The organism is Flavobacterium sp. Root420 (genome assembly GCF_001427905.1).
Classification (GTDB): Bacteria; Bacteroidota; Bacteroidia; order Flavobacteriales; family Flavobacteriaceae; genus Flavobacterium.
The window spans coordinates 46,894-70,649 of sequence record NZ_LMEF01000031.1 but is presented as its reverse complement, the minus strand read 5'-3'; the positions used below and the strand labels follow the sequence as shown (position 1 = coordinate 70,649).

Below are 23,756 nucleotides of genomic sequence, written 5' to 3'. Positions count from 1 at the left end.
CTTCTTGACTTGGGGCAAAAAGTAATCCTTTTCGTTTATTACTATTTTATTCTGCGTTGTCTAAAAAATCTTTGATTTTATCGACATAACGATCAAAAAATGATCTTCTTATTTTTGTTTCGGTAGATTCTGCTTCAACAGTAGTATTATTTCTAACTTCTCTTGACTGCTCTATAGCTTCTACTCTTTCAACGTAGTTTTCCTCCACTTCGTATCGTTGTTGTACCGGTTGCTGTGCCTGTGGCGGAACATTTCTGTACACCACCTTTGGCTGTTCGTTAACCAACTCCATTCTAACAGCACTTTGTGTGCTATTCTCGATGCTGTTCATTACCAAACCAACTGCAGTTGCAAACAATGGGCTCGAAATTTCTTCGCTTGAATTTCCTGCTAAATGCTCATTCGGATATCCTATTCTGGTGTCCATTCCGGTAATGTACTCTACTAATTGTTTGATGTGCTTTAGTTGAGCTCCACCACCTGTAAGAACGATTCCTGCAATTAATTTTTTACGGGGATCTTCGTGTCCATAAGCTTTAATTTCTGCAAAAACCTGTTCAATAATTTCCACCACACGTGCATGGATAATTTTAGATAAGTTTTTAAGCGAAATCTCTTTTGGTTCTCTACCTCTTAATCCGGGAATAGAAACAATTTCGTTGTCTTTATTTTCACCCGGCCATGCTGATCCAAATTTTATTTTTAAAAGCTCTGCCTGTTTTTCTATAATCGAACATCCTTCTTTAATGTCTTCTGTAATTACATTTCCTCCGAAAGGGATTACAGCAGTATGACGAATGATTCCGTCTTTAAAAATGGCCAAATCTGTTGTTCCACCACCAATATCGATAAGCGCAACACCGGCTTCTTTTTCTTCCTGACTCAAAACAGCATCTGCCGAAGCCAATGGCTCTAATGTCAATCCTGATAATTCGATTCCTGAACTCTGAATACATCTTCCAACGTTTCTGATAGAAGAAGCCTGTCCTACTACAACGTGAAAACTAGACTCCAGTCTTCCACCGTACATTCCGATTGGTTCCTTAATTTCAGATTGTCCGTCAATTTTAAATTCTTGCGGCAAAACGTGAATGATTTCTTCTCCCGGTAACATGGCCAGTTTATTTACCTGGTCAATCAAAAGTTGAATATCTTTTTCGCCAATTACTTCTTCCGGATTACTACGGCTGATGTAATCTGTATGCTGAATACTTCTGATGTGCTGTCCGGCAATACCTACCACCACATCTTTAATTTTATAACCTGAATTATTTTCTGCCTCTAAAATAGCTTGTTGAATTGATTGGATCGTTTGCGTAATGTTGTTTACAACACCTCTCGCAACACCCAAACTTTTGGATTTACCAATACCCAAAATTTCCAACTTGCCATACTCGTTCTTCTTGCCTATCATGGCAACTATTTTGGTTGTTCCAATATCTAGACCTACTGCAATGTTATCTTTTTCCATTTTCTATTATTTTGTGCAAACTACTTGTTCCGTAAACCTCAGGTCAATCTTTTTGTATTTGTATAACGAACTATCTAAAACTGCTTTTTGAAAAAAGGCTTTATAGTTTCTAAATTTCTTATCAACATTCATCGTTCTTCCAAAATCGATGAAGTAATCATAATTTCTATTAAACATTTTTAGGCTACCATTAGGCATAATTTGAATTGCAATGATGTTTTTTTTCAAAAACGCATCGTCATAAATTGTGCGAAATAAGGTAGCTAAATCTTCGTTATTTTTTTCATTTATTGCCCCCGAAACAAGAGGAACCCGCGCCGTAAAATTGTCTGATAAAGGCATTTTATTACCCTCATAGTCAATATAAAAAGAGTTATCACCATCATAAACTCTCGCTATTGGTGTCTTCTGTTTTACTATCGCTTTTAGAACGCCATCGATACTTACAAAAACATCTGACTTCTCAATCATGTCTTGCGTATCAAGGGTTTTTTCTATGTTATTCAAATCTAGTTCATCTTTTCGGATACTGGAAGCGTCTCTTTTATTTTCTATCAACAATTTATTAACCATTTCAGGCTTTACAAAAAGCGTATTTTCTCCTACAAAAACGACCATGGATTTTTTCAATTTTCGATCTCCATTTCTATGCTGTGCGAACGAATACAAAAAAAGTACAAGCCCAAAAATGAGAATCAATCGAATATTTGTCCAATTAAATATTTTCATTTAGCATTTTTTTAATTGACGGAACCATTTCACCAATATCACCAGCTCCTATTGTCACAATTATTGGCGCATCACTGGCTTTGATTTCCGCTAATAAATCATTTTTTGCAACAATTTTCTTGTTCGAATTTGTCATTTTCCCTAACAACCAATCTGATGTAATCCCTTCCATCGGTAATTCGCGTGCCGGGTAAATATCCATTAAAAATACTTCATCAAATTGCGATAAACTTTCAGCAAATCCGTCAGCAAAATCTCTCGTTCTGCTGAATAAATGTGGCTGAAAAATTGCTAATACTTTACGCCCAGGATATAATTCGCTAACCGCTTGATGTACAGCATTTATTTCTGTTGGATGATGTGCATAATCATCTATATAAACCAAATTATCAGATTTAATCTGATAAGAGAAACGTCTTCTGATTCCATTGAATGAAGCAATGGCTTTTGCAATGGAGTCGGTCGGGGTGCCAAACGTTTTGGCCATTGCAATAGCCATCAATCCATTCATTAAATTATGTTTTCCTGGCAATCCAAAATGCAGGTCTTTCATTATTTCTGATGGTGTCTGAACATCAAAAACATAACTTCCATCTTCAATACGAACATTGAACGCCTTATATACAGCATCTTCATTTATAGCACATTGCACGCCTTCAAGAGGCAATTCTTTGGTTATAAAGAGTTTACTTTTATCTTCAACTTTAGAAGCAAATTCTACAAACGAAGCCTCAATAGCATCGCTGGTTCCGTAAATATCTAAATGATCCGCATCCATAGAAGTAATACAGGCAATATTTGGATGCAAATGCAAAAACGAACGATCAAATTCATCAGCTTCTACAACAGTTACCGTTTTTCCGGTTCCAATTAAATTAGAATTGTAATTCTCTACAATTCCACCCACAAAAGCAGTTACATCTGCACCACTTTCATATAAAATATGCCCTAAAATACTGGATGTTGTAGTTTTTCCGTGAGTTCCGGCAACCGCGAAACTAAACGTATCTTTAGTAATGATTCCTAAAACTTCAGCACGCTTTTTAATCTCATAATTTCTTTCGATAAAGTAATTCCACTCCGAATGTGTTTTTGGAACTGCAGGTGTAAAAATCACCAACGTATTCTCTACAAAATAATCACTCGGAATTAAATTAATATTATCTTCAAAATGAATATCAATACCGCTTTCAATCAATTCATTTGTCAACATTGATGGCGTTTTATCGTAACCTGAAACCTGTTTCCCGATATATTTGAAATAACGGGCCAGAGCACTCATTCCGATGCCTCCAATGCCAATAAAATAAACGTTCTGTATTTGATTTAAATTCATTTTAATTTTTATTTTTTGGGCTATTTACATCTAGTTTTCTTTTGTAAAAAAACTAGCAATTAAGCCTTTGTATTTTATCTTCTTTAATAACCCAAAATGCCTAAAATAGCATTATGATTTCTTTTTCTTGTTTTATAATTTTAGACTAAACTTATATTATAACAACTTTTTAATTTCCTCTACGATCACTTTTGTTGCATTCGGCATCGCCAATTTTTTAATATTTGCACTTAATTGTTTCTGCTTTCCGTCATCTTTCAATAAAGCTTCAAAAACAATACTAAACTGACTGTCTAATTCTGATTCTTTCAATAAAATAGCGCCTTTTGCTTCTACAATTGCCTGTGCATTTTTGGTCTGATGATCTTCGGCTACATTTGGCGACGGAATAAAAATTACTGGTTTCCCAACAATACACAACTCCGAAACCGATGATGCTCCGGCACGTGAAATAATCACATCTGCGGCAGCGTAAACAAAATCCATTCTTTCAATGAAATCAACTACCCTAACATTCTGTTGATTGTGCTTTTTATAATCTTCAAAATACAACTTTCCGCATTGCCAAATAATCTGAACATCCTGCGAAAGCATCATATGCAATTCTTTTTCAATTAACTGATTCACTCTTCTGGCTCCTAAACTTCCGCCCAAAACCAAAAGCGTTTTTATATTCGGATCTAAACCATAAAATGCGATTGCTTCTTCCTTTTTACTCTCGATATCAATTAAATCCTGACGAACCGGATTTCCAGTCAGCACCATTTTTTCTTTTGGAAAAAAACGCTCTAAATTTTCATATGCAACACAAATGGCATTCGCTCTTTTGCTCAGCAATTTATTTGTAATCCCCGGAAATGAATTCTGTTCCTGGATTACTGTGGGAATTCCGGCTGAACCAGCCGCTTGTAACAAAGGCCCACTGGCAAAGCCACCGGTTCCAATTACAACATTAGGTTTAAACTGCTTAATGATTCTTCTTGATTCTAATAAACTTGTTGCCAATTTTAATGGAAACATCAAATTTTGCAACGTTAGTTTTCTCTGTAAACCAGCAATCCAAAGCCCTTTTATTTCATAACCTGCCTGAGGCACTTTTTGCATTTCCATTTTATCCTGCGCACCTACAAAAAGGAATTCAGCATCAGGAAATTGTAATTTTAATTCATTTGCAATTGCAATTGCAGGATAAATATGTCCTCCAGTACCGCCACCGCTTAATATGAATTTATAATTTGTCATCTTTTAAAAATTTTACTCTTTAAAAACTATATTGTTCTTAACTTATTTATTTAAAACTGCATTCATAGGATTTCTCGAATTGTCCTCAATTGAATACATCATTCCTTCTTCTTCATATATTCCATCAGCAGGTAAATCTTCTTCTGCTAATTCTTTATCAATTAATCTCTGAAGCGCTTCTTTTCGTCTTTCTTTTTCTTCTCTTTCTTCAGCAATTTCTTCGTCTTTTTTAGTTACGCTGATGATAATTCCCAGAGAGAAACAAGTCATCCAAATCGAACTACCACCACTACTAATCAGTGGCAATGTTTGTCCCGTTACCGGCAATAATTCAACTGCAACTGCCATATTAATCATTGCCTGAAATATCATCGGAAAACCAAGCCCGACGACGACTAACTTTCCAAATAATGTAGTTGCTTTATGAGATGCGATAACAAATCGGAACAATAACAACAAATACAAAACCAATATCGAAACTCCTCCTACTAAGCCATATTCTTCAACTACAATGGCATAAATAAAATCGGAAGAAGATTGTGGCAAAAAGTTCTTCTGAACGCTTTTCCCCGGCCCTAATCCGCCTAATCTTCCAGATGCAATTGCAATTTTTGCTTTTTCAATTTGATAATCATCTTCATCCGGTTTGTCTGTGGTAAAGTTCGTAATACGGCTTTCCCAGGTTGATACCCTGCTAAAGAATCTTGATTCTGGAAAAGCTTTGGCTACCAAAAGGAAAAACGCCAGCATTGCAATTCCTGAACCTATAATAAAACCAATATACTTTAATGGATATTTACCAATAAAAGTTAACATCATAACCATAGCAAAAATCAGCGCTGTGGTCGAAAAATTCGCAGGTAAAATAAGCGCCAATGTGATAAAAACCGGTACCCAAAGCTGTAGGAATGAAACCTGAAAAGGCTCGTTCTCCTCTTTCTTTTTTGACAAATAACGTGCTACGAAAATAAACAGCACAATAGAAGCCAAAGTCGAAGTCTGAAATGTGATCCCGATAAACGGCACCTGAATCCAACGACTTGCATTTGCTCCCGCAATTACAGTTCCTTTCAGCAAGGTATAAAGCAATAAGAACCACACAATTGGCAAAGCAATTTTTGAAATCGCCCTGAAATAATGATATGGTACTCTATGAACCCAATAAATAATCAAAAATCCAATACAGATATGAGCCAAATGTTTTACCAAATAACCCAAAGTGTTTCCGGTTCCGTGGCCGATATAAGCCAAATTACTACTTGCACTAAAAACAGGCATAAACGAAAACAGCGCTAACAAAGCCACGAATGACCATATTACTCTATCTCCTTTTAATTTGTTAACTAGCTCTTTCATAATTATTTAGTTTCAAGTTTTTCTTGTTTCAGGCTTCAGGTTCCTCCTAACGTGAAACCTGAAACTTGAAATTATTTTTCTACAAGTTATGAACCGCTTGTTTGAATTGTTTTCCACGATCTTCATAGTTTTCGAACAAATCGAAACTTGCACAGGCTGGAGACAATAAAACGGCATCACCTTTTTCTGTTAAACGTTGCGCTGTTTTTACAGCATCACTCATATTATTTACTTCTACCATGATATCAACTACATTGCCAAAAGCTTCGATAATTTTACGATTATCAATTCCTAAGCAGATAATTGCTTTTACTTTTTCACGAACTAATGACATCAATTCGTTGTAATCATTTCCTTTGTCAACACCTCCAACAATCCAAACCGTTGGAACATTCATACTATCTAAAGCAAAGAATGTAGCATTCACATTTGTTGCTTTTGAATCGTTGATATATTGTACATTCTGAATTTTTAATACTTTCTCTAAACGGTGTTCTACACCTTGAAAATTGGATAAACTTTCGCGAATTGTTGCATTTCTAATTTGCATCAATTTTGCTACAGAGCTTGCTGCCATTGCGTTTTTCATATTATGTTTTCCTTCTAACGCAATGTATTCTGTTTCCATTGTAAACTCTTCTTGGTTGATCTTTATTTCCATTTTGTTGTTATTTATAGAAGCCCCTTCGTCGAATTTTTTAGTCAGCGAGAAAGGAATTAATTTTGCTTTTGTTGTGTTGTTTTTTAACCATTCTGCGCTTGCCTCATCATCTGCATCGTAAATAAGATAATCGCTTTCGGTTTGATTCATTGTTATTCGAAACTTTGAATCGATATACTTGTGATATTTATACTCATATCGGTCTAAATGATCCGGACTAATATTCGTAATTATGGCAATATCCGGCCGGTAATCTATAATTCCGTCGAGTTGAAAACTGCTCAATTCCAGAACGTACGCATCAAATTTATTTTCGGCAACCTGCCATGCAAAACTTTTTCCAATGTTTCCTCCCAAACCTACATTTAACCCTGCTGATTTCAACAAATGATACGTTAGCATTGTTGTTGTTGTCTTACCGTTACTTCCGGTAATTCCAACTGTAAGTGCTTCTGTAAAAGGTTTTGCAAATTCAATTTCAGAAATCACTTTTACTCCGGCTTCAATCAGCTTTTTTACTATGGGAGATTTTTCCGGAATCCCCGGACTTTTCATAACCACGTCGGCATTCAAAATCAGGTCTTCCGTATGCTGTTCTTCTTCCCAGGCAATTTTATTAATGATAAGAACTTCTTTGTAACTCTCTTTTATCTTTCCAAAATCTGATACAAAAACATCGTATCCCTTTTTCTTTCCGAGAATAGCAGTACCTACACCACTTTCTCCTCCTCCAAGTACTACTAGCCTCATCTATCTTAATTTTAAAGTAACGATTGATAATATGGCTAACATGATGGCAACAATCCAGAAACGGGTCACAATTTTACTTTCGTGATATCCTTTTTTCTGATAATGATGATGCAGTGGCGACATCAGGAAAATTCTTCGACCTTCACCGTATCTCTTTTTAGTAAATTTGAAATAACTCACTTGTAAAACCACTGAGAAATTTTCCACTAAAAAGATTCCACACAATAACGGAATCAATAATTCTTTACGAACTGCAATGGCTAAAACCGCAATGATTCCACCAATAGTTAAACTTCCTGTATCTCCCATAAACACAGATGCGGGATATGAATTATACCAAAGAAACCCAATTAAGGCTCCAACAAAAGCTGATATAAATACCGTCATTTCCCCCGAATTTGGGATGTACATGATATTCAAATAATTAGAAAAAATAATATTTCCCGAAACGAATGTAAATATTCCGAGCGCGAGGACGGACACTGCCGACGTACCGGCCGCGAGACCATCAATACCGTCTGTTAAATTAGCGCCGTTAGAAACTGCCGTGATAATGAAAATTACAACCGGAATAAAGATCAACCAAGCCCATTTTTCATATCCTTCACCTGTCCAGGCTAATATTTCAGCATAATCAAATTCATTATTTTTTACAAAAGGAATTGTAGTTGCCGTCGATTTCTCTTCAATAGGAGCTGGCAAAACAACCGTTGTGTTTGTTCCGCTTTTATAAATATCAGTTCTTCCTGTATCAGTTCGCACCGTTACAGCCGGATTAAAATAAAGTACTGTCCCAACAATAAGCCCCAAACCAACCTGACCAATTACTTTAAAAATTCCTTTAAGACCTTCTTTATCTTTTTTGAATATTTTAATATAATCATCAATAAAACCAATTGTTCCCATCCAAAGTGTGGTTACAATAAGCAATACGATATAAATATTATGCAAACGAGCAAATAACAAAACAGGCACAAGCGTTGCAAAAATGATAATCAGTCCCCCCATTGTTGGTGTTCCTGCTTTTTCATTTTGTCCCTGAAGACCAAGCTCACGAACCGTTTCACCTACTTGTTGTTTTCTCAAAAAGTTGATGATTCGCTTACCGTAAATCGTAGACAAAAGCAGCGAAAGCATTAATGCTAAAGCCGATCTAAAAGTGATGTACTGAAAAACTCCCGTTCCCGGTATATCTAATGTTTTGTCAAAATATTCAAATAAATAGTATAGCATATATCTTGGTTTATTTGGTTAATCGTTGATTTGTTTATTCGTTCGTTTTTAATTCAATAATTATTCGATTAAACGAATAATCAATTCACCGGTTAAACTTTTACTTTCTTAGTTGATCTAAAATTTCTTTTACCGTTTCCATATCATCAAAATGATGACGAACACCATTTACTTCCTGATACGTTTCATGGCCTTTTCCCGCAATTAAAATAATATCATTTGGCTGAGCCAATTGACAAGCCGTTTTTATAGCTTGTTTTCTGTCGGTTATTCTTAATATCTTTTTATAATTATGAGCTTCCACTCCTTTTTCCATTTCATCTAAAATCACTTCCGGATCTTCGTTTCTTGGATTATCAGAAGTTAAAATTGCTTTATCACTCAAATCTGAAGCAATTTTAGCCATAATTGGTCTTTTGGTTTTATCTCTATTCCCGCCGCAACCCACAACTGTAATCAATTGTTCGTTTTTGGTACGGATATCATTAATCGTTTTCAAAACATTATCCAATGCATCCGGCGTATGTGCGTAATCTACAATTGCTGTAATGTTTCCTTCTGAAACTATATACTGAAAACGACCAGAAACACTCTCTAAATCAGACAGTAACCGCAATGCTTCCAGACTATCCATTCCTAGTTCGACTGCAGTTCCGTAAATTGCCAAAACATTGTAAGCGTTAAAAGTCCCGATCAGTTTTACCCAAACTTCGTTGTCATTTACTTTCAATAACAAACCAGACAATTGACTTTCTAATATTGTTGCTTTAAAGTCGGCATATGACTTTAAGGCATATGTAAATTTTCTGGCAACCGTATTTTGAAGCATTACAGTTCCGTTTTTATCATCAATGTTTGATAAAGCAAAAGCTGTTTTTGGCAATGAATCAAAAAATGATTTTTTTACATCTCTATATTCTGCAAAAGTTGGATGATAATCTAAATGATCATGCGAAAGATTCGTAAAAATTCCACCAACAAAATGCAAAGCTTCTGTTCTCTTTTGATGAATTCCGTGCGAACTCACTTCCATAAAACAATGTGTTACACCAGCCTCAATCATTTCATTTAAATAATAATTGATCGTAATAGAATCCGGTGTTGTATGTGTTGCTTTGTATTCAGTTTTATCAACCATGATTTTTACAGTTGACAATAAACCAACTTTAAAACCCGCTTTTTCAAATAATTGAAACAATAACGAAGCAATTGTCGTTTTTCCATTTGTACCGGTTACACCAACTAATTTTAATTTTTCAGAAGGATTTCCGAAAAAATTAGCTGCCATAAAAGCCAAAGTAGTATTCGTGTCTTTTACTTTTATATAGGTAATTCCTTTTTCAATATTTTCTGGTAAAGTATCGCAGATGATAGCAATTGCTCCTAACTGAATTGCTTTTTCAATATAATCGTGACCATCAGAAAGTGATCCGCGAATAGCCACAAAAATATCATCTGCTTCAATTTTTCTTGAATCAAAATCAATTTTATGTACGCCGATTTCTGTCGAACCTGTTACAGATTCAATCGCTACTTTATATAATATGTCTTTCAGTATTTTCACGATAATTCTAATACTATAGTTGTGTTTTTATTAATATTTTGGCCTGGCTGAATGGACTGTTTTTTTACTTTTCCAACGCCAATAACTTTTACTTTTAAATCAAGATTTTCTAACAAAGCAATGGCATCCATTCCGGGCATTCCTTTCAAATTCGGAATCTTATTTGTTTTTTTGTTTGATTCTTTATCAAACTTATCATAACTGATTTCCTGTTTTGGAATTTTAGAATCCAGCTGCTTAATTTTATTTGTTGAAGGTGCATCTGTAAAAATCTTTTGGGCAATTCTTTTAAAAACCGGTCCCGCAACATCAGCTCCATAATAATTATTTTTAGATGTATTTGGCTTATGAACTACCACAATACAAGAATATTTTGGATGGTCAGCCGGAAAATAACCTACGAAAGATGATGCATAATACAAACCCTCTCGCCCTGCCTTTCCGTAATTTACCATAGCTGTTCCTGTTTTACCTGCCATCGAAAACTCCTTTGAATACAACTTAGATGCCGTTCCTTTTTTAACGACATTCAGCATTACTGCTTTTAATTTTTTAATGGTTTCTTCAGAGCAAACTTTTGGATTTATAACTTCAACATCAAACTTCTTGATGGTTTTATTCCATTCTTTAATTTCAGAAACAAATTGCGGCTTTACCATTACACCGTTATTGGCAACTGAATTATAAAATGCCAATGTCTGCATTGGCGTAACCGAAACTCCATATCCAAATGCCATCCACGGAAGTGAAACCCCAGACCAATTTTTATCTCCCGGATGTGGAATAATTGCTCTTCCTTCTCCTTTAAAATGCAATCCTAAAGTTTTATTCAAACCAAAATTTTTAATATGATCTACAAATTTTGACGGATTGCTTTTATAGTTATCATAAACTGCCTGAACCATGACTGTATTAGACGAAAGCTCGAATCCGCGGGCTAATGAAACTTTTCCGTAACCACCTTTGTGTGAATCATTAACGGCACGTCCGTAATACCTTATTTGCCCCCCGTGGCTATCATAAACCGTGCTTGTATCGGCTACTTTATCTTCTAAAATCGCCATTAAATCGACCAATTTAAAAGTAGATCCAGGCTCGTGAGATTCTGCTATAGCGTAATTTGTGGTTTCAGAATATGTTCCATTTTCTGCTCTTCCTAAATTCGAAATCGCTTTTACGTGACCTGTTTCTGTTTCCATCACCACCACACAACCATGGTCTGCTTCGTAATCTTCCAATTGTTTTAACAAAGCGTGATGCGCGATATCCTGGATAAAAACATCAATTGTTGAAATTACATCGTAACCATCCTGAGGATCAACCTCATTAATATCACGAATAGGTTTCCATTGTCCTTTTGCAATTTTTTGTTTCAGAATTTTACCATCCTTACCATTTAAATAACTTTTATAAGCCCATTCAATTCCTTTACCAACCTCAATGCCTGTCGCTGGGTCAATTCGGTCGTAACCAATGGTTCTTTCAGCAATTTTTCCAATCGGATGTTTTCTAACTGTTTCCTGTTCAACTATAATTCCACCTTTAAAAGCTCCTAAATTGAATAATGGAAAACCTTTAATTTTTACGTATTCCGTATAACTCAATTTTCTAGCAATCAAATAGTAACGGTTTTTATTGGCTCTCGCTTTTCTTAATTCCTGTTCGTAATAACCTCCCGGTCTATCTAATACAGTAGCCAATGAATCTGATAATGCTTTTACGTGTTTTTCAAAAGTTTCTGTTTTTGGCGCTTTGGCATCAAATCTAATTTCGTAGTTAGGAATTGATGTTGCCAGTAAACTTCCGTCTGCTGAATAAATATTTCCCTTGTTTGCCGGAATCACAAAATTTCTAACCGTACGTTGTTTCGCCAGTTTTCTGTAATAATCTCCTTCAACCCATTGAATATTGGTCAATTTAACGACAATAGCAATTGCCATCACGAAGATGAAAACTGCTACGAGGTAAATTCTGTAGGATATATGTTTATCGTCTACTGCCATATTCTTTTAAAGAAATTTTTTTCTTCTTCTTTTTTAACTTCTATTTTTACCGGAGGAACTGTCGATGGAAAAATCTGTTTTTCAAGCATTTTATCCGAAATCGTTGATTCCATTTTTAATTTCATTAGTTCTGAACGTCGGTCTACAAATTCAGATCGCAATTCTTTTACTTCATTGCTCAGTTTTGCTATTTCAAAAACCTTTTGTTCGTATCGTTGTGTATTGGCAATCATAATTATGGCAAGCAAAATGATAAAGACAATGAATCGCCAGTTTTTTACAGCGTCATCATTTATAAGAAACCTTGCTTTTAATATGCCAAATACTCCACTTTTCATTTTTCTACCTTAATATTATATCTTCTCTGCAATTCTTAATTTTGCACTTCTTGCTCTGTTGTTGATTTTGATTTCAGCATCGTCTGGAACAATCAATTTTCCAATAGTTTTAAACGGAACTGAAAAGTTTCCATAAAAATCGCGTTCCGGTTCTCCTTCAAACATTCCATTTTTGATAAATCTTTTCACCAATCTGTCTTCTAAAGAATGATAGGAGATTACTGAAAATCTTCCGCCCGGATTTAAAATCTCCAATGACTGCTCGATAAATTCTTTCAAAACATCCATTTCCTGATTTACTTCAATTCGAATCGCCTGATAAATCTGAGCTAATATTTTATTCTTTACTCTTTCAGGTAAAAATTTCGCCAAAACATCTTTTAATTCGTCTGTCGTTTTAATCGGACGATGTTCTCTGGCTTCTACAATTGTTCTTGCTAAAACTGGTGCATTTTTCAACTCCCCATAATCAAAAAAAACACGACGTAAATCCTGTTCTTCATATTCGTTAACCACCCGGTAAGCATTCAAATCATTTTTCTGACTCATCCGCATATCCAGTTCGGCATCAAATCTGGTTGAGAAACCTCTTTCCGGAACATCAAACTGATGTGATGAAACTCCTAAATCAGCCAAAATTCCGTCAACACTTTTTACTCCGTGAAAACGCAAAAATCTTTTTATAAATCGAAAGTTCTCATTAATTAAGGTAAACCTTTCATCCGGTAATGCATTTGCAAGCGCATCTTCATCCTGATCAAAAGCAAATAATCTTCCGTTTGGCCCTAATCTTTTCAAAATTTCTTTTGAATGACCACCGCCTCCAAACGTAACATCTACATAAATGCCGTCAGGTTTAATATTTAAACCATCAACTGTAGGATGAAGTAAAACCGGATTATGATATTCCATTGTCGTCGTCATTAATATTTCCCATTACTTCTTCGGCCAGATCTGCAAAATCCATATCTTCGCCGCTTATTGATTTTTCATATAAATCCTTATCCCAAATCTCTACAATATTAACCGCAGATGAAAAAACCACATCTTTAGCAATACCTGAAAAAGCCACCAAATCTTTTGGCACCAATAATCTTCCTAATGCATCAATCTCTACCATTTTAACTCCGGCAGTAAATCTTCGAATAAAATCATTGTTCTTTTTTACAAAACGATTGAGTTTGTTGATTTTTTGCATCATCAGGTTCCATTCATCCATCGGATACAATTCTAAACACGGTTGAAAAACAGAGCGCTTCAAAACGAATCCGTCCTGAAGAGAAGAAGCCAATTGCTTTTTCAAAGGCGCAGGCATCATTAGCCTTCCTTTAGCATCGACTTTACACTCATATGTTCCAACAATTGTGTTCAAGAAAAATCAATTAATATGTTATAGGACAAAAATATAAAAAATATTACCACATTTTACCACAATATACCACTTTGTTAATAAGTTTAACCACTTTCTTCCCACTACCGCTAATTTACAACCAATCAATACATTAGCTAATTATTATTGAATCTTCAATTACACTAATCAATCAAAAAAAATACGCACCATTTTTCTTAAAAAACTATCTATTCCGCAGGTTTCTTAACATTTAGCAATTGTACTAAAAACATCTCTAAATTCTGATTTTTAACCACTTAGATGTTCTACGCAAATTATCTAGTTAAAAAACGGTGGCAAAAATTCATTTTTATTTATTAAACCCTATATTTGTCCAAATTGAAATTGGCATTAAATTAAATGGACAAACACTACAAAAAAGAAGGCAAATACAGCTATTATGAAGCTGGAGAAGGAACTCCTATCGTTATTTTACATGGCTTAATGGGAGGCCTTAGCAACTTTGATGCTGTAGCCGAATATTTTCCAACAAAAGGGTACAAAGTTGTTATCCCGGATTTGCCAATATATACCCAAAGCATTTTAAAAACGAACGTAAAAAGCTTTGCGAAATACGTAAAAGACTTCATCACTTTTAAAGGCTTTGATCAGGTAATTTTATTAGGTAATTCGTTAGGCGGACATATTGCACTTTATCACACAAAATTATATCCTGAAAAAGTCGCAGGACTTGTAATTACCGGAAGTTCTGGTCTTTACGAAAGCGCTATGGGAGATAGTTACCCAAAAAGAGGTGATTATGAATACATCAAAAAGAAAGCAGAAGATGTGTTCTATGATCCTTCAATTGCTACTCCGGAACTTATTGATGAAGTTTACGCAACTGTGAACGATCGTATCAAATTAATTAAAACCTTAACGATAGCCAAGAGTGCAATTCGTCACAATATGGCCAAAGATTTACCAAAAATGACAGTGGAAACCTGTATTATTTGGGGTAAAAATGACGCCGTTACGCCACCAAATGTTGCCGAAGAATTTGATAAATTATTGCCTAATTCAACTTTGTATTGGATAGACAAATGTGGACACGCTGCTATGATGGAACATCCTCAGGAATTCAACAAACTTCTTGAAGAATGGCTCGTTGAAAAGAAATTATAGCATCTAACTTTCGACTTTTAGGAGGTTTAAAAAACAAAAAACATGAAAATTACAACCGCCGAATTTATTGTCAGCAATTCTGAAGTGGCAAAATGTCCTGCAGAATTTTTGCCGGAATATGCTTTTATCGGAAGATCAAACGTAGGTAAGTCGTCGTTGATCAATATGCTTACCAATCATAAAAATTTAGCAAAAACATCAGGAAGACCCGGAAAAACGCAATTAATAAATCACTTTAAAATCAACAATAATTGGTTTTTAGTGGATTTACCAGGTTATGGTTACGCTAAAGTATCCAAAAAAACCAAATCTGTTTTTCAGCAATTTATTACTGATTATTTTGAAACCAGAGAACAATTGGTTTGTGCTTTTGTTTTAATTGATATTCGTCACGAAGCTCAAAATATCGATATTGAATTTATGTCCTACATGGGTGAAAGCGAAATTCCGTTTTGCATCATTTTCACGAAAGCAGACAAAATCAGCAAGACAAAAATTGACTCCCATATTGCAGCATACAAAAAACAAATGTTTGCCAACAACTGGGAAGAAATGCCTCAATATTTCGTAACCTCATCTACAGAGTCAACCGGAAAAGAAGAACTTCTATCTTATATTGATGAAGTTAATCAAGAGGTTTTTAAAAACAACTCGCAATTTTAAAAATAAATTCCCAAAAGGAAAATATTCAATATAAAAAATCCCAAATTCCAATTTGTAAAACTTAGAATTTGGGATTTTTTATTTTTGGAATTTTAACGAAATTTTACTTCGTAAGTTCTAGCTTCTCTGCAAAATAATCACAGAAATCTTTCATAGTGTCCGACATTTTTTCGTCGTCTGTTGCACGTTTAAAAGTATCTGACATTGCTACTAAAGTCTGGTGAAAGAAAATCTTCATTTCATCAACCGGCATATCTTTTGTCCACAAATCAATACGCATTGTTTCTTTAGCTTTGCTGTCCCAAATAGACAACATAATTGCTTTTGCTTCTTCGGCTTGCACTCCACCATCTTGCGCGCTCCAGGTTAATTTTTCCGGAACACGGTTTTCGTCTAATTCTATATTGAATTTAATTTCTGAGTTTATTGTATCTGACATTATTTCTTAGGTTTATATTTTGACTTTTCAAAAATCTCTTTATTATCTGTTTTTAATAATTCCGGCAAAGTAACATTGTTGTTCTTCATGTACGAACGTACCATTTGCCATCCAATCCATGCACCTACACGTCCCGGAGAATCATTATCTATTTCTAAATAAAACTTAGAAAACGGCGCTGATGTCATAAATCGGGTTGTTAATTTAGGATCATCACTGTACAAGATTTCCTTTTCCATAAAATAGCGCCACATATACGCTTCATTTTCTTCGCACCATTTTATCTGTTCAGGTGTATAGCCAATTTTATCGGCATCTGAATATTCAGGCAAAAGCAAATCTTTTGCGTACAATTGTTTTCCTTCAAAAATCATTTGAGAAACTAAATTTCTATCTGGAAAAGCTGGAATATTTCTGTAGGCAAAACTCGAAACCACATCTGGCATAATTTGTTTTTCTTCAAAATTCTGCTTCAGATAATTTGGAAACTCATAAAATTTATGGTCTTTTCCTAAGTACAATTCCAAAGCAACAATTACCAGACTGTCTGCATAAATTGCTTTGGCATTATAATCCATTTCTCCAATTACCGTAATTACTTTAGGTGTTTTAGTTTTAGGGAAATAATATTTTACATGTTGAAAAAGAGAATTGAACTCCTCGCGTACAGGCTCAAAATCCGAATATTTCTTTTGTACTTCAGTATAAACTTCTCTCCATAAAGGATCCTGCATTTTATTTAACCAAACATTGTCATCATTACCGACCGGAAAAAAGAAAGGATATTGTCTTTTTATTTTAGCAAGATCTTCTGGTTTTGTCTCAAAAAAGACCTTATCAAAACGTTCTACTTTAATATCAACAGGAATTTCTTCAACTTCTTTTTCTACCTTACTTTTTTGATCACAAGACAAAAAAAACAAGCACAGAACCACTGCAAAGCGATATATTTTCATTTTATTTTAATTAGATTTGTGTTGCATAAATTTAAATAAACACTTATTTAGAATATTTGTGCAAATATACATCCCTGTATCTTAAAACTTGAACTATTATGACTAAAAAAAGTACTATTCAGACAGAAAAAGTAAATACCCATATTGTAGAGTGGTTAAAAAATTATGCCAGCAGCGCAAAAGTAAATGGTTTTGTAATCGGAATTTCTGGCGGAGTTGATTCGGCAGTAACCTCTACCTTGTGTGCTCAAACCGGCTTACAGGTTTTATGTGTAGAGATGCCAATTCATCAGGCTAAAAGTCAGGTTTCGAGAGGAAGAGAGCATATTGAACAATTAAAAAAACGTTTTCCAAACGTTTCAGATATTAAAACAGATTTAACTGCCACTTTTGAAGCTTTTAAAGGCTCCGTTCCAAAAACTGATGATGAAGCTAAAGTAAGCTTGTCTTTGGCTAATACACGCGCTCGTTTGCGAATGACTTCATTATATTATTTGGCTGGATTGCATGGCCTATTAGTTGCCGGAACAGGAAACAAAGTTGAAGATTTTGGAGTAGGTTTTTATACTAAATATGGCGATGGAGGTGTCGATTTAAGTCCGATTGCCGATCTAATGAAGTCCGATGTTTATGCTCTTGGGGAATTTTTAGCAATTCCGCAATCAATTTTAACAGCAGCTCCAACAGATGGATTATTTGGTGACAACAGAACAGATGAAGATCAATTAGGAGCAAGTTATGACGAACTTGAATGGGCGATGTTAGCGGCAGAGTCAGGAAAGACGGCAGCTGACTTCAATGGGAGAGAAAAATCTGTCTTTGAAATTTATAAAAGGTTAAACACCAGCAACAAGCATAAAATGGATGCAATACCGGTCTGCATAATACCGAAAACGTTAAAATAAAACTTTTTAACATTTACCTTCGATTAATTACAGAATTTATTTATTAATTTTACAGCTCCAAAAACATGATAAAACAATTCTAAAAAGGTAAAAATTATGATTAAAGTATGTCTTGCAGACAATCATCCTGTGACTCACTTTGGCGTTAAGTCTTATTTTAAAGACCACGATCAAATTTCAATTGTTGCCAATGTAGGCAATTTTTCAATGGTTAGAGATATTCTTCAAACGAAGGAGATCGACATCCTAATTCTAGATTTAGAGTTAGAAGGTCTTTCGAGCATCTTTGAAGTTAAATCAATCCTGAAAAACTTCCCAAAAACAAAAATTGTAATTTTTAGTGACCTCGCTGAACAAATGTATGCTCCAAATGCTATTAAAGCAGGAGTTTCCGGGTATGTGCACAAAACAGAAAAACTTGAAACTTTAGGTCTTTCTATTATTAAAGTACACGAAGGAAAAATTATCATCAACGAAACTGTTCGTAAAAACATGGCTCTAATTGCTAAACAAAGCAAAAGCGAACGTTTGTACAGAAAACTGTCAAATCGCGAGATTGAAGTTTTACGTTATTTAAGTGATGGTAAGAAAAACAATGAAATCTCTAAAATCTTAAATCTGAACGAAAAAACGATCAGTACTTACAAATTAAGATTATTGACTAAATTGAATGTTACTAATTTAGTTGATTTAGTTAACAAAGCGAAGACTTTAGAAATTATTTAATGGTATCTCGACATCACTCTTCCGAGTTTTTTCGAAAACGAATTAACTAGTTTTGAGTAATCGACAACCATAGACAAAAGCTCTGTATTATCTGAATTATCAGGTTGTATAGAGCTTTTTAATTCTTCAATAATACGGTCGACCAAAAACCAGCGCATAGACATAATTGTTTCGGTAACATATTGCGCTATACCTGCTTGTTTGTCTTTTGCAAAAATATTCTGCCCCTCCCAATTGTGCAGCGTTACTTTTTCATCTTCCATCAATATATCTGTTACTTCCTGAGCAAAATCAGGCTGCAAACGCATTAAATATTGTTCCAGGCTAAACTTTTCATTTTGATGATAAAATGCCATTATATCTGTAAAAATATCACGGAATAAATTATTAGAAAGCTCTACTTCATCTTCCTGCAAACTTAAATAAATACGCTGGTGAACTTTATATTGTTTCTTTTCCGTAACCATTTCTATTTCTCCTTCGTCATTGCTTTTCAAAAGAACATCCTCAAATTCTTCAGTTTTATCTCCATAAAGCAGTAGAATTTCAATTACTTTTCGCTCTAAACGATACAAAATATCAACCTTTTCAGCTTGTTGCTGTTCCGGATATCCCGGCTCTCCAGGATAACCATCTGGCGGCCCTACTCTTGGATCTTCCGGATCTCCTCCTGAAAAACCAGCATTTGGGTTTTGGTTTCTAAAAACCTGGAAAGGTTTTTGGTCCTGCTTTTGCTTTTTATTAACTTCTGTAAGATCTTTTTGAATCAACTGTGCCAATGTACTTACTAAAACCTGCTCCGATATATCCATAATTCGGGCACATTCCTGCGTATACACCTCTCGCTGAATACGGTCTGGTATTTTAGAAATACTTGTTACCATATCCCGAATCAAATCTGCTTTTTTTATAGGATCGTTCTTGGCTTCTTTCATCAAAAGTGAAGCTTTGAACTGTATAAAATCTTTGCTGTTTTCTTCTAAATAAGCCACTAAATCATCATGAGAATTTTTTCGGGCAAAACTGTCCGGATCTTCTCCATCAGGAAAAGAACAAACCCTAACGTTCATTCCTTCCTCCAAAATTAAATCGATTCCACGAATAGATGCTCTTAATCCCGCTGCATCACCATCAAAAAGTACGGTAATATTTCTCGTTAGGCGATTCACTAATCGAATCTGATCTGGCGTTAATGCTGTTCCTGAAGACGCTACAACATTCTCAATTCCGGCCTGATGAAACTGAATTACATCGGTATATCCTTCAACCAAATAGCAATTATTTTGTTTGGCGATGGATTGTTTGGCCTGAAAAATCCCATAAAGGACTTTACTTTTATGGTAAATATCACTCTCTGGCGAGTTTAAGTACTTCGCTGCTTTTTTATCATTCGTTAGAATACGTCCTCCAAACCCCAAAACACGTCCCGACATACTTTCTATCGGAAACATTACACGCCCTTTAAAACGATCAAAAGGACGATCTTCTCTGGGAATCGTCAAACCGGTGCTCTCCAGAAATTCCAATTTGTATCCTTTACCTAATGCCTCTTTGGTAAGCGCATCCCATGTTTCAGGAGAATATCCCAGACTAAACTTCTTGATGGTTTCATTTGTAAAACCTCTTTCCTTAAAATACGAAAGTCCAATTGCTTTTCCTTCCTCCGAATTTAAAAGCGTTTGATGAAAATAATCTTTTGCAAATTCAGAAACCAGATACATACTTTCCCGAACATCTGTAATAGCTTTTTCAGCATCAGTCTGCTCGGTTTCTTCAATTTCAATATTGTATTTTTTCGCTAGATATCGAATGGCTTCGGGATAGGTAAACTGGGAATGCTCCATCAGGAATTTAACAGAGTTTCCTCCTTTTCCTGTACTAAAATCTTTCCAAATCCCTTTTGCGGGAGACACCATGAACGATGGAGAGCGCTCATCTGAGAACGGACTCAAACCTTTAAAATTACTTCCGGCACGTTTTAAATTAACAAAATCACCAATAACCTCCTCTACACGAGCAGTTTCAAAAACAGAATCAATTGTACTTTGTGAGATCAAAACGTAAAATATTTTTAAAGTTGAAAGCTTGTAAAAATACACAAATCCTTCTTGAAATTTATGGTTTTCCATAAAAGAAATTTTAGGGAAAATCATAAAAAAAGCGCCTCTCTCAAAGCGCTTTTTCAACTAACCAAACTCAAACTTTGCTCTTAGTTTAAATCTAAACGTAATCCCAAAGAGATATTTTTTTCCTCTGTTAAATTATCCTGAAACAATGGATTCAAATCGTATTTTACATACAAACTCAAAGCTTTGTAACCCACGTAAGAACTTAATCCGTAAATGAAATTATTTACATTATAATCTCCTTTAATTGTCGTTTTATAATCTAAATCGTCCTGATCGTATTTTAGAATTTGTTTCGATTTTACATTGATTCCCGCATAACCTCCAATTCCGAAACGAAAGCTTTCATGTGTTCTGAAGTATGTTTTTCCGTTACTCACTTTAGGCTTCGTGAAATCAAATTCTAAATGAACCGGTAATACAATATATACGTTTCGAAAACGAGATTCGTCCAAATTTATAGCATTTACTTCTAAATTTGTCTGATTTCCATTGACTACAAAACTACGGTTGTCTGTCGGACGAATATTGTTGTACATCAATGAAAGTCCATATTTGGCATGCAATAAATTGTCGTTTTTCATTAATCTTGAATTATAGGTAAAACCCCATTCGTAAAAATGCGAACCTATAAAGCTATAATTCGAATCCTGAAGTTTTCCGTCGACCATCGTATTATTCAAACCCATTGCGAATACAAATTGTGAGGTTGTTCTTCTCTCACCGTGAATCGAGTCCTTGCTTTTTTTATTATTCCAGTTATTTTTATCCCAGTAGATAACCATCCTGTTTTTTCTTGTTGAATCCTGTTCTTTTATCTTTCCATCCACTTTTTGTTGGACCAAATCGTTTAATTCATTTTGGGCCAAAGTCACTTTTTCTTCAATAATTACAGCTCTGGCTTCGGCTAATTCTTTTTTGCGTTTGTCAGCTTGCTCCTGTGTAATTTTTCCTTCAGACAATTGCACGTTTACGGCTTCAACTTCTTCTTTTAAAGTTGCTTTTTCTTCTTTAGTAATTTTCTCTATTTTGTTGGCGATGTTTTTCGCTTTTGATTCAAAAGTTTCCTGACCCAACACTTTGCTAACAAACAAAAGGATTAGAATTACGAGATAAATGGTAAAATTTTTCATGATTGATGTTTTAAATTGATTGTTGATTGATGATGATTAATTGTTAATTATAAATGGTAAATTGTGAATGCTTTATTCCTTCTCCATCGGGTTAAAACCCGACGCTACAATATGGATCGTTCTTCCGGAACTAAAAATCTATATTCTATCTTCTTGTCTCTTTATTCTTTACTCCTGCTGATTTCTGTTTGCCAAAGCCACTTTTACTGTTTGGTAGTTTTTATTGACTTTTGTAATAACTTTTTCCCTAAAGGAAAGTTCTAATTCGCCATCAACCTGATTTAGTAAATCGTTGGCATTGACTTTTACTTTTGATTTTGGCTTAACCGAATTCTCAGCTACAACAGTTTTTTCAGCTGAATTCAGCAATTGATCAACATTTTCCTTTTTTGGAGTTTCGGCAACTGAAGTTTGATTATTAATTGATTGTTTTTCCTGATTGTTTTTGATGATGATTGAAGACTCCGCTATTTGATTTGATTCATTTTTGATGCTTTTAACTGGGTTTTGATGAAGATTTATTTTTTTTGAAATTGAAATTTTGGTTGAAGTTTCAGTTGCATCTTTTTCAGAAACAGCAATTTCCGTTTTAACCGAATCAATTATGTTTAAAGTTGGTTTTACAACCGAATTTTTCTTTTGATCTTCTTTAACAATAGTATTTTTTGGAGTTTCAATTTCGTTTTTCTTCTGATTAAAAAAGAAAGTACCAACCAATAAAAACCCAACAAGGCTTGCTGCTATATACAACCAATTTCTTTTTTTCTTAGGCTTTTTGTTTTCGACAACACTCAACATCGCATCCAATCGATCCCAGGCTTTATCGCTTGGTTCAATTTTGCGTTGGTTTAGTTTTTTACGGAAATCCTTTTCAAAATTATTCGGTTCCATTATCTTGTTTTTTTAAAATAGTAATTTGTGTTTGCAGCATCTTTCTGGCGTGCGATAATTGCGATTTCGATGTTCCTTCATTAATTCCTAACATCTTGGCAATTTCATTGTGTTTATATCCTTCAATGGCGTATAAATTGAAAACCATTTTATAACCGTCCGGTAAAGCATCAATTAAAAACTGAATCTGATCTATTGAAAACTGACTATCAATTGCATTGAAACTTTCTTCGACATAAATCTCATCTTCAACAAATTTAACCTTCTTTTGAACTCTTAAATAAGATATGCATTCATTTACCATTATTCGGCGGATCCAGCCTTCAAAACTTCCTTTATGTTCAAATTTGTTTAGATTAGTAAACACTTTCATGAAAGCCGTGATCATTACATCTTCGGCCAATTGAATGTCTTTAATATATTGTCGACAAACACTCAGCATTTTCGAAGAAAACCGACTATATAGCTGTTGTTGAGCCTGTCGATTATTTTCGACAGCCAACTTTATAAGCTTAGTTTCTTCCTGATGTAAATGAATAATTTTCATTAATAAGCGTTCTGATTTTGGTTTACTAACAGACTTCTATTAGCATAGACGAGTTAGGTTGAGAAATGGTTGCATTGGAAATAAAAAAAATCACAAAATATCGCGAGGCTTCGGGACCAAATTCCAAAATAAAAAATAAAAACAACTGATTTACAACCAAGTAAAACAATTA

General features: G+C 34.5%; 22 protein-coding genes. 4 read left to right on the top strand and 18 right to left on the bottom strand.

The window, feature by feature from the left end; translation table 11 throughout:
• Positions 1-46 precede the first annotated feature (46 nt).
• From ftsA to mraZ, 12 genes are all read right to left on the bottom strand, one after another.
• The gene (ftsA, locus tag ASC72_RS19360; protein ID WP_056194729.1) at positions 47-1,471 is read right to left on the bottom strand and encodes a cell division protein FtsA; all 1,425 of its coding nucleotides are present in this window, start codon (positions 1,469-1,471) and stop codon (positions 47-49) included.
• A gap of 6 nt (positions 1,472-1,477) precedes the next feature.
• Positions 1,478-2,200, bottom strand: coding sequence for a cell division protein FtsQ/DivIB (locus tag ASC72_RS19355; RefSeq protein WP_056194726.1), 723 nt, complete (start codon positions 2,198-2,200; stop codon positions 1,478-1,480).
• Entirely contained in the window at positions 2,187-3,536 is a 1,350-nt protein-coding gene (gene murC, locus ASC72_RS19350) for a UDP-N-acetylmuramate--L-alanine ligase (RefSeq protein WP_056194724.1), read from the bottom strand. Before murC ends, ASC72_RS19355 begins: the two co-directional genes overlap by 14 nt.
• Positions 3,537-3,692: 156 nt before the next feature.
• Positions 3,693-4,778, bottom strand: coding sequence for an undecaprenyldiphospho-muramoylpentapeptide beta-N-acetylglucosaminyltransferase (murG, locus tag ASC72_RS19345; protein ID WP_056194721.1), 1,086 nt, complete (start codon positions 4,776-4,778; stop codon positions 3,693-3,695).
• Positions 4,779-4,820: 42 nt separating this feature from the next.
• Positions 4,821-6,134 (bottom strand): FtsW/RodA/SpoVE family cell cycle protein, encoded by a 1,314-nt coding sequence (locus tag ASC72_RS19340; RefSeq protein WP_056194718.1) that lies wholly within the window; start codon positions 6,132-6,134, stop codon positions 4,821-4,823.
• Positions 6,135-6,213: 79 nt separating this feature from the next.
• On the bottom strand, positions 6,214-7,545 hold the full coding sequence (gene murD, locus ASC72_RS19335; RefSeq protein ID WP_056194715.1) for a UDP-N-acetylmuramoyl-L-alanine--D-glutamate ligase: 1,332 nt from the start codon (positions 7,543-7,545) through the stop codon (positions 6,214-6,216).
• A complete protein-coding gene (gene mraY, locus ASC72_RS19330) occupies positions 7,546-8,778 on the bottom strand; it encodes a phospho-N-acetylmuramoyl-pentapeptide-transferase (protein WP_056194713.1) in 1,233 nt (410 codons plus the stop codon).
• Between the two features lie 100 nt (positions 8,779-8,878).
• Entirely contained in the window at positions 8,879-10,342 is a 1,464-nt protein-coding gene (locus ASC72_RS19325; RefSeq protein ID WP_056194710.1) for a UDP-N-acetylmuramoyl-L-alanyl-D-glutamate--2,6-diaminopimelate ligase, read from the bottom strand.
• Positions 10,339-12,345 (bottom strand): penicillin-binding protein, encoded by a 2,007-nt coding sequence (locus ASC72_RS19320; RefSeq protein ID WP_056194707.1) that lies wholly within the window; start codon positions 12,343-12,345, stop codon positions 10,339-10,341. The genes ASC72_RS19325 and ASC72_RS19320 overlap by 4 nt, the downstream gene beginning before the upstream one ends.
• Positions 12,336-12,683, bottom strand: a complete 348-nt coding sequence (locus ASC72_RS19315; protein ID WP_056194704.1) for an FtsL-like putative cell division protein — start codon at positions 12,681-12,683, stop codon at positions 12,336-12,338. Before ASC72_RS19315 ends, ASC72_RS19320 begins: the two co-directional genes overlap by 10 nt.
• A gap of 15 nt (positions 12,684-12,698) precedes the next feature.
• Positions 12,699-13,607: a 16S rRNA (cytosine(1402)-N(4))-methyltransferase RsmH gene (rsmH, locus tag ASC72_RS19310; protein WP_198528527.1), complete on the bottom strand. Its 909-nt coding sequence runs from the start codon at positions 13,605-13,607 to the stop codon at positions 12,699-12,701.
• Entirely contained in the window at positions 13,582-14,055 is a 474-nt protein-coding gene (gene mraZ / locus ASC72_RS19305) for a division/cell wall cluster transcriptional repressor MraZ (RefSeq protein WP_056194701.1), read from the bottom strand. The genes rsmH and mraZ overlap by 26 nt, the downstream gene beginning before the upstream one ends.
• Positions 14,056-14,433: 378 nt before the next feature.
• Between mraZ and ASC72_RS19300 the strand changes: the two genes are divergently transcribed.
• Together ASC72_RS19300 and yihA are read left to right on the top strand one after the other, a co-directional pair.
• Complete coding sequence (locus tag ASC72_RS19300; RefSeq protein WP_056194698.1) at positions 14,434-15,198, top strand: alpha/beta fold hydrolase; 765 nt, start codon at positions 14,434-14,436, stop codon at positions 15,196-15,198.
• A gap of 42 nt (positions 15,199-15,240) precedes the next feature.
• Positions 15,241-15,861: a ribosome biogenesis GTP-binding protein YihA/YsxC gene (yihA, locus tag ASC72_RS19295; RefSeq protein ID WP_056194695.1), complete on the top strand. Its 621-nt coding sequence runs from the start codon at positions 15,241-15,243 to the stop codon at positions 15,859-15,861.
• 103 nt (positions 15,862-15,964) lie between these two features.
• Here the strand turns inward: yihA and gldC are convergent, their stop codons facing one another.
• Together gldC and gldB are read right to left on the bottom strand one after the other, a co-directional pair.
• Entirely contained in the window at positions 15,965-16,300 is a 336-nt protein-coding gene (gene gldC / locus ASC72_RS19290) for a gliding motility protein GldC (RefSeq protein ID WP_026985662.1), read from the bottom strand.
• Positions 16,300-17,256, bottom strand: coding sequence for a gliding motility lipoprotein GldB (gene gldB, locus ASC72_RS19285; protein WP_056194691.1), 957 nt, complete (start codon positions 17,254-17,256; stop codon positions 16,300-16,302). Before gldB ends, gldC begins: the two co-directional genes overlap by 1 nt.
• Before the next feature lie 98 nt (positions 17,257-17,354).
• Here gldB and nadE point away from each other — a divergent pair, with 98 nt between their 5' ends.
• Together nadE and ASC72_RS19275 are read left to right on the top strand one after the other, a co-directional pair.
• Positions 17,355-18,161, top strand: coding sequence for an NAD(+) synthase (gene nadE, locus ASC72_RS19280; RefSeq protein WP_056194686.1), 807 nt, complete (start codon positions 17,355-17,357; stop codon positions 18,159-18,161).
• Positions 18,162-18,257: 96 nt separating this feature from the next.
• A complete protein-coding gene (locus ASC72_RS19275) occupies positions 18,258-18,887 on the top strand; it encodes a response regulator transcription factor (protein WP_026730588.1) in 630 nt (209 codons plus the stop codon).
• Here ASC72_RS19275 and dnaG read toward each other — a convergent pair.
• From dnaG to ASC72_RS19255, 4 genes are all read right to left on the bottom strand, one after another.
• Complete coding sequence (dnaG, locus tag ASC72_RS19270) at positions 18,884-20,944, bottom strand: DNA primase (protein ID WP_056195173.1); 2,061 nt, start codon at positions 20,942-20,944, stop codon at positions 18,884-18,886. The two genes, ASC72_RS19275 and dnaG, sit on opposite strands and share 4 nt — an antisense overlap.
• Positions 20,945-21,096: 152 nt before the next feature.
• A complete protein-coding gene (locus ASC72_RS19265; RefSeq protein WP_056194682.1) occupies positions 21,097-22,146 on the bottom strand; it encodes a hypothetical protein in 1,050 nt (349 codons plus the stop codon).
• A gap of 168 nt (positions 22,147-22,314) precedes the next feature.
• Positions 22,315-23,037 (bottom strand): hypothetical protein, encoded by a 723-nt coding sequence (locus tag ASC72_RS19260; RefSeq protein ID WP_056194676.1) that lies wholly within the window; start codon positions 23,035-23,037, stop codon positions 22,315-22,317.
• Positions 23,024-23,584 (bottom strand): RNA polymerase sigma factor, encoded by a 561-nt coding sequence (locus tag ASC72_RS19255; protein WP_056194673.1) that lies wholly within the window; start codon positions 23,582-23,584, stop codon positions 23,024-23,026. The genes ASC72_RS19260 and ASC72_RS19255 overlap by 14 nt, the downstream gene beginning before the upstream one ends.
• Positions 23,585-23,756: the final 172 nt, after the last annotated feature.